Annotated in this window: 8 protein-coding genes; 7 read left to right on the top strand and 1 reads right to left on the bottom strand. The window is 72.0% G+C overall.

The features are described 5' to 3' along the window. Nucleotides 1-24: 24 nt before the first annotated feature. A complete protein-coding gene (locus ACGFNP_RS08100; RefSeq protein ID WP_358318724.1) occupies nt 25-750 on the top strand; it encodes a tyrosine-protein phosphatase in 726 nt (241 codons plus the stop codon). Nucleotides 751-894: 144 nt separating this feature from the next. Next, nucleotides 895-1,416, top strand: a complete 522-nt coding sequence (locus tag ACGFNP_RS08095; protein ID WP_358318725.1) for a snapalysin family zinc-dependent metalloprotease — start codon at nt 895-897, stop codon at nt 1,414-1,416. Between the two features lie 53 nt (nt 1,417-1,469). Here ACGFNP_RS08095 and ACGFNP_RS08090 read toward each other — a convergent pair whose 3' ends face one another. Next, nucleotides 1,470-1,616 (bottom strand): hypothetical protein, encoded by a 147-nt coding sequence (locus ACGFNP_RS08090; RefSeq protein WP_358318726.1) that lies wholly within the window; start codon nt 1,614-1,616, stop codon nt 1,470-1,472. A 198-nt stretch (nt 1,617-1,814) separates the two neighbouring features. Between ACGFNP_RS08090 and ACGFNP_RS08085 the strand changes: the two genes are divergently transcribed. The 5 genes from ACGFNP_RS08085 to ACGFNP_RS08065 all read left to right on the top strand — a co-directional run bounded on the left by ACGFNP_RS08085 (nt 1,815) and on the right by ACGFNP_RS08065 (nt 14,329). Next, nucleotides 1,815-2,705, top strand: coding sequence for an SseB family protein (locus ACGFNP_RS08085; RefSeq protein ID WP_358318727.1), 891 nt, complete (start codon nt 1,815-1,817; stop codon nt 2,703-2,705). After that, entirely contained in the window at nt 2,702-3,106 is a 405-nt protein-coding gene (locus tag ACGFNP_RS08080) for a hypothetical protein (protein WP_393316129.1), read from the top strand. The genes ACGFNP_RS08085 and ACGFNP_RS08080 overlap by 4 nt, the downstream gene beginning before the upstream one ends. A gap of 105 nt (nt 3,107-3,211) precedes the next feature. Then, nucleotides 3,212-3,616: a YbaB/EbfC family nucleoid-associated protein gene (locus tag ACGFNP_RS08075; protein WP_393316126.1), complete on the top strand. Its 405-nt coding sequence runs from the start codon at nt 3,212-3,214 to the stop codon at nt 3,614-3,616. A gap of 14 nt (nt 3,617-3,630) precedes the next feature. Further along, nucleotides 3,631-3,954: a hypothetical protein gene (locus ACGFNP_RS08070; protein WP_358318729.1), complete on the top strand. Its 324-nt coding sequence runs from the start codon at nt 3,631-3,633 to the stop codon at nt 3,952-3,954. A gap of 10 nt (nt 3,955-3,964) precedes the next feature. Next, nucleotides 3,965-14,329 (top strand): hypothetical protein, encoded by a 10,365-nt coding sequence (locus tag ACGFNP_RS08065; protein ID WP_393316123.1) that lies wholly within the window; start codon nt 3,965-3,967, stop codon nt 14,327-14,329. Nucleotides 14,330-14,358: the final 29 nt, after the last annotated feature.

Raw genomic sequence — 14,358 nt, 5'->3', positions numbered from 1 at the left:
CGCCGACCTCATAAGGTGTGCTGGATGAGGCATATCGCGTTCGAACGCTTGCACAACTTCCGTGACCTGGGCGGTTACCGTGCCCGCGACGGGCGTACGGTGCGCTGGGGGCGCCTGTATCGTTCCGATTCCCTGGCCAAGCTCCGGGGCGACGACTGGCGCCGCTTTCTCGACCTGGGCGTGCGTACGGTGATCGACCTGCGCTACCCATGGGAGATAGCCCGTAGGGGCCGCGTACCGGAGAGCGACGGGCTCGTCTACCACAACCTCAGCATCGAACACCAGCCCTACGACCAGGCCGAGCTGGGCCCGGACATCGACACCGCGCGTTTCCTCGCCGACCGCTACGCCGAGATCGCGCTGGACGGGGTCGAGGAACTGCGGCTGGCGCTGGAGGTGATCGCCGCCGACGACAGCGCTCCTCTGGTCATGCACTGTGCCGCGGGCAAGGACCGTACCGGGCTGCTGGCCGCGCTGGTGCTGTCCCTGCTGGGGGTGGACGAGGAGACCATCGTCGAAGACTTCGCGCTCACCGGGCTGGCCACCGACCGGCTGGTCGCCGACTGGCGAGCGGCCCACCCCGACCGGACGCTGAAGTGGCCCGGCTACGGTCAGGCGCCGGGCGAGGTCATGCGGCTCTGCCTGGCGGAGCTGGCCGCCGGCCATGGTTCCGTACGCGACTACGCGGTCACCCGGCTGGGCGTCGACGACAAGCTGATCACGGCGTTGCGCGAACAGTATCTTTCTTGATGCTCCAGCGAACGCCGAAGCTTTGGTCCTGACCCGCCTCGCTCTCCACGGATCCATACCACTGCAATGGGGGCAAACTGGCTTATCCCCGGACGGCGTCGTCGCGCCTAGCGTGACAGCACCCCCACTGTCCGAGGAGACACGATGCCAAGACCCCTCCGTCTCGCGCTCTCTCTCGTCCTCACCGTCGCGTTCCTGCTGGCCACCTCGCCCGCGCAGGCCGCGCCCCTGGTCAGGGCCCTCCGGTACGACGCCGGCCGCGCGGCCGAGTTCCGCGGCGCGGTCGACCAGGCCGCGCAGATCTGGAACTCCAGTGTCACGAATGTCCGCCTCGTCGCCGGCACCCCCGCCGACTTCGTCGTCATAGCCGACAACGGCTGGCCCCGCACCCTGCCCACGAGCCTGGGCCGGGGCACCATCTGGATGGGCAGGGAGGCCACCTCACAGGGCTACAACCCGGTGCGCATCGCCGCCCACGAGATCGGCCACATCTTAGGCCTGCCCGACCGGCGCACCGGCCTCTGTTCCGACCTGATGTCCGGCTCCAGCGCTCCGGTGAGCTGCACGAACGCGAACCCGAGCGCGGCCGAACGGGCCCAGGTCGACCGTAACTTCGCCGGCGCCACCCCGTTGGTCGAGTTCGGCCGGGTGCTCGTGGACCGCTGAACTCACCTCTGCCGCCGTCCTCGCCTGGGACGGCGGCAGAGTCGTGACGGCTGCTACAGGTCGCCGAGGTGAGGGATGATCTCGGTCAGTACCCACAGGGCGAGGCCGAGGGCGATGAGGTTGACGCGGCTGCCGCCGATGTTGAAGGCGGCGAGGACGAAGCAGGCCAGGGCGAAGATGAGCAGGATGAGGGTGATCATGCTGGGCTTCCGTCCGTCGGGGGTAGTGGATGGTGGTTGCTCAGCGCTACCCATGATCAGGTGGTTCAGGCATGGTGCTGGATCATGTGCCCCGAAAAGTGACCCAGCCGCCTCCTGCGGTGATGAGGGTATGGCTCGGGCCGGGAAGATCGCGGTCGACGGACAGCTCCAGGCGGCGGGAGTCGGCACACTGGGCGGATGATGATGAGTGATCACCATCCGGCCACGCCGTTCGAGGAGCAGTTGTGGGCGGCGCGTGAGAGCGGGCAGGAGGCTCTGGGCCTGAGCCTGCTCCGCGACGCCGACCTGGCACTGCCGATCACCGCCGCCGCGGCGGCCGGGACTGAAGCCCCTGCCTGGGCCACGGCCGTCGACTCTGAGCGGACCTGGTTGCTGGCCTACACCTCTGGGGAGGCGATGCGGCTGGCCACCGGCGGCGTCGCCACGCATTACCGCGTCGCCTCGCTGGCCGAACTGGCGGCGGGCTGGCCGGACCCGCGGTGGGGTCTGGCGGTCAACCCGGGACTGGCGACCGTCTTCATGCTGGAGTCAGGCACGGTGGCCAGGCTCGCGGTGCCCACGCTGGCTCAGGACCTGCTGCTCGACCCCGGGTCGGGGGTGCCGGTGGTCCAGAAGCTGCTCTCCCCGGCCGACGTCCACGGTCTCCTGATCGGTGGCGAGCCGCGGGTGTCCGGCTACTGCCACCACGCGCTGGACGTCTCCCACATCGCCACGCCCGCCGTCCTCGCCGAGGCACTGGGTCAGCCCGACATGGTGACCTCGGACGGTTGCCTGAACATCCTGCGCTGGCGGCCCGCCGGCCTCAGCCTGTACCGCACTCCGTACGGCGGGACCGACGAGGAGGGCAGGGCCGCGGTGGCCGGTTGGGTGGTCGAGGAGCCGCCGTTCGTGGGGCTGGGCCTGGTGCCCAACGTCGATCACGTCATTCGCGAGTACAAGGTGTACGGCGTGGGCCTGCCGCACGGCGCGGAGATCTGGGAGCTCACCTTCGAGGGCACCGAGCACCGGCGCGCGATGTACCACGGCGACCTGCGGCGCTGGCTGCTGGTGGGGAGGCAGGCGGCGTGAGCCGGCATTTCTACCGGGCCCGCTGGCAGGGCGCGGATTATGTGGCCAGCCCGGAGCCGCACGCTCTGGAGCTGTGGGTACGGCTGCGCAGCTCCGAACCCGCGGACGGTTTCGAGGAGGTCGAGCCGGATTGTCACGTGCGTACTGTCCCCGTTACGGAGTGTGCCGCTCTGGATTTCGTGGCGATGGTGTGCCAGTGGCGCGGGGAGCGTTTCCACATGCACGACGAGAAGGACGGGCTGCTGCTGCTCGAATACCTGGGCGGGTCCGCGCTCACCGCGCTGGAGCTGGGGCTGGAGCGGATTGAGCGGGGTGTTTACCGCCTGTGGGTGCCTCACACGGAGGTGACCGGCATCCACGAGGAGGCCGTACCGCTGGATGCCGGCGATCAACATAAATGACGGACGCTCTTGTTCTCCTGTTGTTCATGTGACAGAAACTAGGAGGAAATGCGACAGTGTCGTAAGAGGCAAACACGTACCGTTTGGCTTTGAGGGGGGTCGTCCGTGGAATCGCTTGACCAACCCGATTTAGCGGGAACGAGGGCCTACGCCGACGAGTTACGCGACGTGTTCAAACGGATTCAAAACGCGAGTGCGGAACTCCATGCCGAGGCAAAAGCGGTTCAGGTCACCGAGACCTCACGCGATGGCCAGGTGTCGGTGACGGTGGGCGCCCGCGGCGAGCTCGTCCGGCTGGACCTCGATCCGCGCATCTACCGGAGACCCGACGCGCGATACCTGGCCGACACGATCGCGGAGACCGCCCAGCGGGCGGCGGCCAGGGCTCAGGAGCGCGTCACCGAGATCTTCGAGCCGGTGATTCCGGCCGAGGAGTTCAAGGCGCATCTCGAAGGTGACCTCGAAGCCGTCATGGCGCGCTTCGCCGAGCGGATGGGAGGCGCGAGCTGAAGCCCTGGGATGGCGTGGAGATCGCCAAGCCGGTCGTGAACCTGGGCATCTCGCAGTGGTCCACGATGGCCGAGGAATGGGAGCGGGAGGAGGCGCAGCTGAGGGCAGCGGTCTACGAGGCGCTCGCCGCGGCGCCCTGGGGCGGCGGGGCCGAAGGCGCCGCGTTCAAGGCCGCCCACTTCCGCGGTGACGGCCCGAACCAGATGCTCAAACAATGTTTCCACCTCACCAAGGAGATCACCGACGCCGGTGACAGGATGCGCAAGACCATCGACAACACCCTGCGCACCCACCACGCCACGTACCAGGACATGTCCGGGCTGACGCGAGAGATCTGAGGCCCGGGAGGTGACCGTCAACGGCGCTTCCGGCGCCGTCAGCACAGGCAGCCAGGCGACCGGCGGCCAGCCGATCGTGCGCATCGACCGGGACGTCCTCCCCGCCTGGGAGACCGAGGCGCTGCCCAGCTGGGTCGTCAACTGGCTGATCCCGATGCTGTCCGGCGGCCAGAAATGGCCGGAGGCCAGCGAGAGCGGGCTGTCGAAGATGGGCCAGGATTACGAGAACCTGGCCACTGGGTCCATCGGCAGCGCACCGCGCGCGGGTACGGCCGCGCGCACCATCGCGACCGGCTGGAACTCGCCCGCCACCGCCAACTTCATCACCAGGGCCAAGGTCCTGTACGGCCACGAGGGCGGGATGTCGGGGGTGGCCCGGAACGCGCGGGCCTACGCGCAGCAGGCGAGCAACTTCGCCGTCGAGACCCAGTACTCCAAGCTCTCGGTCAACGTGGCGTTCTGGGTCACGGTCGTCGCCATCGCGATCGCCATCATCGTCAACTTCTTCACCGCCGGATCCACCACCGCGCTCATCGGACCGTACGCGGCCGGCGCCCGCGCGGCCATCAGCCGGATCCTCGTCAGGCTCGCGGTCGCCGGGGCCAGGGAGGTGGGCACGACGCGGCTGGCCCGCGTCGCCGCGCTCAGCGGCGCCACCGGGCGGAGCGTGATCACCAGGCTGCTGGGCTCCGCGATGGGCCACGAGCTCATCGAGGAGATCGGCGAGGAGTTCTTCATCGACTTCGCCGCCCAGTACCAGCAGATCAAGATGGGCACCAGGAAAGAGATCGACTGGGACAAGTCCAAGGCCGCGATCATCGGCGCGGGCGGCGGCGCGATCGTGGGCATGAAGGTGGCCGGGCCCGTGTCCCGTGTCACCGGGCGGGTGCCCGGGTTCGCGGGCCGGGCGATCACCACCGGCGCGACCAACACCATCGCCTCCCCGGTCGGCAGCTTCATCGCCAACGGTGCGGTCTACGGTCAGTGGGAGAACCCGTTCACGGCCGACTCCCTCATGGGCGGCTTCATGGGCGGTGCCGGGCGCACCGGATCCATCAGCCCGTTCAACCCCTCGGTCTACACGACGCTGGCCCATCCGACGACCGCTCTCGCCTCCGCCTATGACGCCGCGGCCCGCGCCGACGCCGTCCGCGCGGGCGGCGACCCGTCGGGGGGTACGCCGGGGGGCACGCCGGATGGGAGCCCGGTGGGTGGCGGCCCCGGCCCGGGCGGCGGCCAGCCGGGTGCGGCCGTACGCGTACCCGACCCCGCGGCGGCCGGCGCCCCGAGGGCCGGCGCCGCACCCCACTCGCCCGCGACGGCGGGATCGGCCGCGCCGTCCTCCACGGGCCCGGACAGCGCGACCGGGCGCGCGGCCGCCGCCCCGGACCTGGACGCGTCCGCTCCCAAGCGCGGCTCGGCCGCCCAGGACCGCGGCGATCGAGCCCAGCCCGGCACCTCTCCGGAGCCCACCAACGGGGCGCACCACCCCTCCGGGCGCGGCGCCGCGGCGGCGCCCGCACAGGGTCAGACCGGCACAGCGGAACACGCTTCGCCGGACACGACCAAGGCGGCGGGCCAGCCGGCCCAAGCCCCGGACCACACGGCGACGCCGGACCACACGGCGACGCCCGACAACGCTGCGAGGCCGGATCAGACGGCAGCCCCGGGCAACGCGGCGCCGGACAACGCTGCGACGCCCGACCCGACGGGAACCACCAACCCGGTCGCGACCAGCGACCAGAGCACGGCCGCCCCCTCGACCCATACCGCCCCACAGGCAGACGCGGCGGACCACGGGACGCGGGACACGGCCACGCACCCTGCCGCGGTCACCGCGCCAGTCACCGCCCCGGCCGCCGACCGAGCCCGTGCGGCCCTGATCGGCGCGCTCGCCACGGACTTCCCCGACGCGGTGATCGGCCCGACCGGCGACCTCCTCGTCACCTCCGGCTCCAGCGTGCGCACGATCACCGCCGCCACGATGAACCGCCTCCGCTCCGCCCTCGACACCCGCGCCGAGCAGGTCACCGACGTCGCGGACCTGCAGGCGGAGGCGACCGCGATGCTGCTGGTCGTCCAGGAGGGCGAAACCCCCGCCCAGGGCAGAACCCCCGCTCAGGGCGAAACCCCCGCCCAGGGCGACCTGGCCACCACAGCGCCGACGAGCAAGCCGGGCACGGTCACGTCGAGACCCGTCCCCGGCACCAGGCACGTGCCCGACGGCCGCCAGGGCCCCGACCTGACCCTGGACGAGGTGCACCACGCGTTCTCCGAGCTGCAGTCACGTCACTTCCTCAACGAGGACGTGACCGGTTTCTCCTGGTCGCAGGGCGGCCGGTTGCTGGCGGTCCACACGAGGACGAACGGCACCTTCTACTTCCGCCCTGTCATCGGCGGCCTGAGCCAGAGCCTGATGGGCGAGACCGATACCAAGAGAGCCGGGACCGAGGACTTTCCGTACCTGGTCCACTTCGGCCCGCGCGTCGCCGAGGGGCAGGTCTCCAGGGTCTGGCTGCACGAGATCACCGACACGTTCCAGAAGGTGCTGTCGGCCGGTGAGGGCAGGAGGCAGCGAGCCCTGCCGCGCCCCGGGAAGAACACCCGGGACATGTGCGCGGCGGCGCAGCTCAACGAGCTGGCGTTCCTGGCCGAGAAGTGGCACCGGGCCCCGACGCTGGGCGAGCAGCGCCTGCTCGCCGTGGACATCGACGGCGTGGCCCGCCAGCTGAGCGAGCGCGGCCACACCCCGCCGCTGCCGCCCTGGGCACCCACGCAGGGCACCCGGACGCAGCAGGCCCCGGCCTTACCCGGCAACGCCTCCCGCGCCGACCAGGTGCAGGCCGTCGCCGAAGCGCTGGCGAAGGCCGAGAAGGCGCTTCAGAAGCAGATCCAGCACAAGATGGAGGCCGCCGAGGAGGCGAGGAAGAAGGCCCGCAAGGCCACACGCGCGGCCCGCAAGGCGAGGAACCAGCACGACAGTGGCCGTTTCGAGCGGGCGCGCACGGCCCGGCAGGAGAACCGGACGTTCCGCGCCGCGCAGGAGCGGAACCTCCGGATCGCCGCGGCGTACCGTGTCGCGCTGGCGGAGGCGACGCGCGCGCGGCAGACGTACGAGCAGCTCCTGCAGGCCATGCACCAGATCGGCAGACCAACACAGGCGGGCGAGGTCGGCATGGCCCACATCGCCCGGCGGCTGGCGGCCGACGCCCAGCGGCACCATCAGAGCTACCTGGACGCGCTGGCGGCGGCGCTGCCGCAGGAGCTCAGCTTGGCCGCGTCCCAGCCGACGGGCCGGCTCCCCCACCTGACCACGCTCACCACCACCGTGAACAAGATGCTGGAGGCCAACGGACCCGGCCCCAGGTTCACGGCGATCGACCTGGAGCAGGCCCTGCGAGCCGACTTCCACAAGGTCGTCTCCTCCGAGGGCGTCGTGCTGCGGGTGGGCCGCGGCCGGTCGGCGGCGGAGGTGCGGATCAGGCTCACCCTCACCGACCTGGTCGAGGTGATGGACTCGGCCATCAAGGCCTCCGAGATCATGGTGGGCCAGTTCTTCCAGTCGGGCCGCACGGTCAGTGTCACCGAATCAGGAAATGTCGGGATATCGCCGGGCTTCAACAGCGGCGTCCTGGCGCCGATGCTGCCCGAGGGCGAGCTGGCCAGGAACATGGTCGAGATGCTGGGGGTCAGCGTCGGGGCGGGCATCGGGCGCAGCTGGGCGGCGACGGGCGGCTCCGGGGCGTTCGCGCAGGGCGGCTACGTCGCCGACGACAGGAGCGAACCGCTGCTGTTCGACGCCGCCGCGAGCTGGAACGTCCAGGTGCGCTTCCGGCAGTCGGAGGGCTGGGGCGAGAGCGTCACGGTCGACTCCGGAGCGCCGGGCGACGCCGCCGCGCAGCGGATCTGGATCTCGCAGTCCTACGCCGACCAGACACCGCGCAAGCTGGTCTCGATCGACGAGGACAAGCGCGATCGGAAACTCCCCAAGCACGTCCTCATCAGCATGAGCGACACGGAGGACCACCTCGACACCGTCGCCGCGGCCCTCGGCGGGGAGTACACCAAGGTCGGTGCCGTCCCGCATGACGAGTTACGCACGTTCATCACCGACGAGGTACCCCATCAGCTGCGCGACGCCGTCAACAAGGGTCACCAGCGGGTCTTCACCAGGAACGGCCAGCCGCACGCGAGGGTACGCGCCGACAGCAGGATCATCAGGGTGGAGTCCGAGCCGCTGGGCGGCGCGAGCGCCGAGGAGTGGGAGGAGGAGGTGATCACCGACTTCGTCGCGCTGCCCGGCGGGGCGTCGGTCGGCAGGTCGGCGGAGGGCAACGCCTCCGCCGGCTTCAAGGATCCCTCGCTGGAGGGAATCGGCGGCCTCGGCCCCTACCACCCCTCCATCGGGCCCAAGGCCAGAGGCTCCAGGGGGGTGTCGCGGTCGTACTCCGCCACTGCGAACAAGCAGGCGATCCACCCGAGCGTGCACCGGAAGACCCACCCCAAGCAGAGCTACAAGCTCGTGGTGGAGACCACGTACACGGTGGAGGTGTACGGCAAGCCGCCCGTCACGCTGCGCCCGGTGCGGAGCACGGCGGTGGTCAGCATGCGGGAGTCGGCCGCCTACCGCTTCGGACTGCCCGTCGACAGCGCGGCGCTGGTGTACGACGACAAGGGCCGGCCGGTGCTCGACGCCGACGGCAACCAGGTGCTGCGCGGCGACCCGCGCCCCGGCCCGCCGCCGGGCCGCAAGGCCGAGCTGCCCGTCTGGCTGGGCGACGGCCCCGGGCAGATGCGCGGCGCGGGTCCCGCCGTCGTGGGGGACATCGAGGGACTGGACACGTTCGAGGAGAAGGTGCTGGACAAGCTCGCCGAGCGCGGCATCATTCCCAAGACCGTCAACGGCGTGACGGAGTACGCGTCCAACCGGCTCGCACGCGCTGCCCAGATCCTCAACCACCAGGAGGTCACGGAGCAGCTGAAAGAGCACCGGATCCGCGCGGCCTACGACTCCCTGGCCCAGGACGGCATCCTCCTCGACCTCACGCTGCACGGCCTGAACGGCGCCCCGGAGAACTACCAGCTGCGCCTGTCACTGAAGCAGGACTTCAGTGACGTGGGCCCCATGAAGCACACCGACACGGAGACGGTGGTCAATCTCGACATCGGCTCCGACACCTCCGCCCGGGCCATCGGCAAGTCCAGGACGTACGCGGGCGGCGCGTCCGTCAGCGAGAGCGACGGGCCCGACCAGGGCCACGACGGCATGACGCACGAAGTGGGCGTCAACGCGGGCGGCAGCCGCACCAGGTCGGTCGGCTCCAGCGCCGGCGCCACGGTGAACGTGGTGACGCTGGAGGAGAGCAGCGGCCCGGTCGCGATCGTCTCGCTGGGGCATGTCATGACGGCAGAGCTCCTGCACGACGGCACGACGACGACGCTGGCCACCGAGACCGGCAGAGCGACCCTGAAGATCGCCGGCGACCTCCTCCCGGCCGTGGACGACGTCCCGCCGGCGCCCCTGGGCAAGCTCTCCAGGAAGGCGCAGCGCAGTCTGCGGCTGCTGCACATGGACGTGCCGGGGTCGCAGGCCGCCGCCCGGCAGGTGCTGGACAGGGGCATGCGCCCCGGCTCCGGCGCGTTCCAGACCATCGCCGCGATGCTGAACGTGCGCAACCTCGTCTCCCATTTCAAGATGTTCACCCGGGCGCTGACCGCCGGCCTCGCCCTGAACGTCGACGGCGTGCCCACCCGCTCATCGCTGTCGGTGTCCGGCGAACTCGGCGAGGCGGAAGTGATAGGCATCGTCGACCACGTGAGCGGCGACATCCTGTTCGGGCTCGGCAGCGCCGGCGTGTCCTGGGGCGGCTCGTCGAACGTGTCCGCCGGCGCCGCGACGAGCGTCTCCGACCTCGACGGTGGCGGGACGTCGAGCGACAGCGGCACGCTGTCGCTGCCCTCCCGGTCGGGGGGCACCTCGGATTCCACCTCGATCCTCGACATCTGGGGCAACGAGGAACTCACCATCAAGTACGGCCGCCACTACATCATCCGCGCATCCACCGAGCTCACGTTCACCGGCTCGGAGAGCACGGCGGACGCGCTGCCGGCCGCCGGCCGGATTCCCCTCGGCGAAACCCGGACGGCCACCGCGCCGGGCACCGCGCTGTTCTCGCTGGCCGAGGAAGAGGCGTTGCTGATGTACGCCGAAGGCGAGCTCTCGCTGCCGGCAGCCCTCGTGAGCGACGCCATCGAACGCTTCCTCAACCGCAGCCTGAACCTCGACACCAGCATCGCCGTGCCCCTGGTCCAGCGCTACACCGCCGACGTGGCCAAGGCGCGGGCGGCCGGCGCGGACGTCGGCTACGCGGCGCGGCACACCCCGAAGGCCCTGCTCGGCAGGCTCAGGGAGGTGATGGGGGTCACGCCCGACCCGGCCGCGACGGACCCGAACGGCCGGCCGCTGCCCGGCCGGCCCTCGGGGGACACGGCCAAGGACCTCGACAAGGTCCTCAGCCAGGCGTCGGACCTGCTCGAACGCTCCAGGGGCGTCGTGCTGGCCCCCTCGTTCGACGAGTCGGTGTCGCTGAGCACGGTGGAGTCACTCGATCTCACCGACGCGCAGGGCGACCACCTGCCGATGCTGGACGCGGTGACCCGCGCCGTGGCCGATGCGGTCCCGGGGGCGATGGAGGGCAGCCCGACCCTGGGCGAGGAGCTGGCCGTCGACTTCTCCGACGACGCGGTCCGGATCCGCGTCCTCGACATGTGGTCGCGCAGCGGCTTCGAGAAGAGCTACGAGGTGCAGAACGGCACGCAGACCGAGGAGGTCACGGTCAAGGCGCGGCTGGTGCCGGCCGACTCCAAGCATCCCCGCTGGGCGAAGTTCCTCGCGCACCTGACGCAGGCCGGGATCATCATCCAGCGCTACCGTTACGGCGACCGTTCGCACTCCGAGTCGTACAACGGCTCCTACTCGGCGGGGCTCGACTACGGCGCCTCCGACAACGGCGACGGCCACGGCGGGGGAGTGTCCACCGACCGGGGCCGCTCGTACACGGGCTCGATCAACCGGCAGAGCACGCGGCTGCAGCGGATCGGCCTGTTCAGCGAACTCGACCGGGTCCAGCAGGACATGCTGCTCGTCATCGAGGTCGAGCGCAGGCCGATGCGTAAGGGCAAGCTGGCGGGCCGGTTGAGCAGGCTGGCCGGCAAACTGCGCGGCAGGATCCGCACCGCGCCGCCGGTCGTCTACGCCGCCACCTTGGTGCGGCGCATCCCGACCGGCATGATCCGGCCGGCGTCCGAGGATGCCGGGCCGCTGGTGACCACGCCCGATCCCCGCCCGGTCGAGCTGCATCCGGGCCACTTCCCGGCGGCGATCAGGGAGGACCCGAGCGGGCCCACCCTGTACGAGGTCATCGTCGCGCAGCTCACCAAGATGGTGGGCGCCACGTCGGTCGCGGAGATCCGCCCCGAGCTGGTCGCGCGGCTGCTCCCGTCGGCGATGCTGACCGCGTTCGAGCGGATGACCGGGCCCGGGGGCGAGGTGGTCGTGCGGGCGGCCAGGCAGAAGTTCAGGAACCAGGGCGCCGAGGTGAACATCACCGCTCGCCTGTCGGACCTCACCATCGCCGCCGGACCGTTCGACGCGGAGAAGGGAGAGGTCGACCGGGCGGCCAACGCCCAGAACGCGACCCTGTCCCGCAGCCGCGTGGTGCCGGGCGGCGCGGGCGCCAACCTCTCGGACGGCGAGTCGGGGCTCGGCTTCGGCGCCCGCGTCCGCCTGCAGACCTCCGAGAGTGTGAGCGACCATCACGGGGCGCGCCGCGAGCGGAGCATGTTCCAGAAGAGCGCCGCCTACATTGTCCGACTCAGAGTCGACTACGACCTGTCGTTCCAGAACGTGGCACGGCTGAGGGACGGCCATGAGCATCCCGTCGGCGAGCCCGTCCGCCTGCCGGGCGCCACCAGCGGCGAGATCGACGTGGTCCTCTTCGGGGACGAGATCGAGGAGCTGCTGGCGCGGATGGAGGAGGACGTGCGGCTCGCGCCCCTGCCCACCGAGGAGCTGGGGCTGCCGACGTTCAGGTTCACGCCGGAGCCCGGCCGCGAGGGCGCGATCGACGCGCTGCGGGACGCGCGGCTGGCCGCCCGCGAACGCGGCGAGGTGGCCATCGTGGAGGTCACGGAGGCGGATGGGCCGCACCGTTACCACGCCTACCCCAACGGCGCGCTGCGCGTCCCCATCGGCGAACCGGCCGACGGCGGGTTCGCCGAGGCGTTCGCCACGCTCTCCCCGCTGCTGCTGGACGCCGCCTCCGGCATCGACCTCGACCTGCGCGACGTCTTCATGAACTCCGAGACGCCCGGCACCTTCACCCACCAGGTCAAGGCCGCGCTGATGGCCCGCGGTGTCGTCGCGGTCGACACCGAGAAGTCGCTGTGGCCGGCCGACCGGCCGTTCCCGAACGAGCCGGTGGGCGGAAGCGTCGGCCAGGGCGTGGCGCCGCCCAGCGTGACCTCGCCCGAGATCGAGGACACCATCTACGCCAGCTCGGCCCGGCCCGCGGGGGTTCCCGACCTGACCACGGCCGAGGTACGCGCCCAGGCCCGCTCCGCGACCGGGGTCGCCGAGCGCATCAGCTGGACCGCCGATGACACGATGGCCGTCCAGCTCCCCGCCTCACCCGACCAGCACGTCCGCGTGATCGTCGGGAACCCGGGCGAGGGGCTGAACGCCGCCACGGAGCTGCGCGCCGGCACGCCGGAAGACCCGCACCTGATGCGTATCGGGCCGCGCGTGCATCCGGACGTCGTGTCGGCCACCCTGGTGCACGAGCTCACGCACGTCGCCCAGGAGGCGACCGCCGCCGCCTGGGGCGCGCCGCAGGGCGTCGTACGGCCGTCGCTCTCCCAGGAGCAGGCCGAGGGCTCCGACCTCTGCCTGCTCCCGCGCCTGAACGAGCACGCCCACCTGTCGGACAAGTGGCGCGCCGCCTCCGATTCCGCCACCCGGTCGCGTCTGGCGGACGCGATCGACGCCATCGCCGCCGACGTCGAGCGGCGCGGCCACACCCCGCCCGCGCCACCCTGGGGGACGGGCCCGCGCGCACCGGCCGCCGCCGAGCCGCAGAGCAGGATCGCGCGGCTGCTCAGCGGCGGGAGCGCCACGGGCCTCGACACCTCGGCGGCCGGGCTCTCCAAGGTGGCCCAGATCGCCCGCGTGGCCGACGTGAGTCCGGCGCCGGGCCAGGTGAAGGAGTTCATCGTGACCGCGGGCGGCGGCCGGTTCACCCTGGAGCTGGCCGAGGCCGCGCGGAACGCCACTGAGGTGACCGTCGAGGCGAGTACCTCGGACCGGCTGACCCTGCGGGTGCCCTCGGAGGGCGGAGCCCGGGTGACGGCCGCGGTGGCCGAGCAGGTGGCGGCGCACGCGGCGAGGCTCGCGGGACGGCCGGACGAGCCGCTGCTCGGGCCGGGCCCGGTGGTGTCCCACCGGGCACTCGGCGTGCCCGACGCCAGTACGCTCGCCCGGCTCCGCGGCCTGGTCCACGCGATCACCGAGGCCGGCCCCCGCGGCGCGGCGGACGAGAGGTCCGCGCTGCGCGCCGAGATCAGCCGGGCCGGCCTGGCGCCCGGTCAGGACGGGGCCACGCCCAGGCTGCTGGAGCTCGCCCGGGCGGGCGAGCTCTCTCCCGCGGACGTCGCGGCCGTCCGTGGCGGCGCGGCGCTGCCCGAGACCGCCGCGACCAGGGCGATCGCGCGCGCCGCGGCGCTCATGGGCGCACGGGTCCAGGTGTACGGCCCCGGCCTGATGGACATCGTGCTGCCCGGCCGTCCGCCCATCCCCGTCGAGGTCCGGCCGGACCATGCCGGGCCTCCCGAGCCCGGCATGCTGACGTACCAGGTGGACGGCCGCCGCACGATCGGCGCGAACGAGCGGGCCGCCGCCGCGACCGCCGCCGCGGCCGTCGCCCGCGCGCTGGGCGGACACCCTGGTGACCATGCGGCCATGGCCGAGGTGCACGAGGCCGTGCGACAGGCGCGGGCGGCCACCACGGCCCAGCGGTTCGGCCGGGTCGGCGTGCTGTTCGACCTGCTCACCGGCGCCCGCCCGGAGGTGTGGCGGCTCATCCCGCGGCCGGTGGCCGACGAGCTCGCCGCGCTCGCGAGCGGCAAGCGCCCGCGGGACTGGTCCGCGCGCCTGGACCGCCTGCGCGCGCTCGCCAACGGGACCGGCTGGTGGCCACCGGAAGAGTGCCGGTGCCCCGCGGGCGAGCCGTGCCGGTGCGGCCACCAGCCCGAGCCCGAGCCCGAGCCCGAGCGGGACCGAGAGCGGGTGCCGTCCGGGGAGCGCGTGGCCGCGCTGTGAGGGCGGCGTTCCGGCATGATGGACTGTCG

Source organism: Nonomuraea sp. NPDC049269 (assembly GCF_043197155.1).
In the GTDB taxonomy this organism is placed as follows: domain Bacteria; phylum Actinomycetota; class Actinomycetes; order Streptosporangiales; family Streptosporangiaceae; genus Nonomuraea.
The sequence above is the reverse complement of the archived record's forward strand: the minus strand, read 5'-3'. Positions and strand labels throughout refer to the sequence as shown.

Bases quoted from the DNA above. Each gene is read 5' to 3' on its own strand.
- ACGFNP_RS08100 (WP_358318724.1), top strand. From the start codon at position 25: ATGAGGCATATCGCGTTCGAACGCTTGCACAACTTCCGTGACCTGGGC.
- ACGFNP_RS08095 (WP_358318725.1), top strand. From the start codon at position 895: ATGCCAAGACCCCTCCGTCTCGCGCTCTCTCTCGTCCTCACCGTCGCG.
- ACGFNP_RS08090 (WP_358318726.1), bottom strand. From the start codon at position 1,616: ATGATCACCCTCATCCTGCTCATCTTCGCCCTGGCCTGCTTCGTCCTC.
- ACGFNP_RS08085 (WP_358318727.1), top strand. From the start codon at position 1,815: ATGATGATGAGTGATCACCATCCGGCCACGCCGTTCGAGGAGCAGTTG.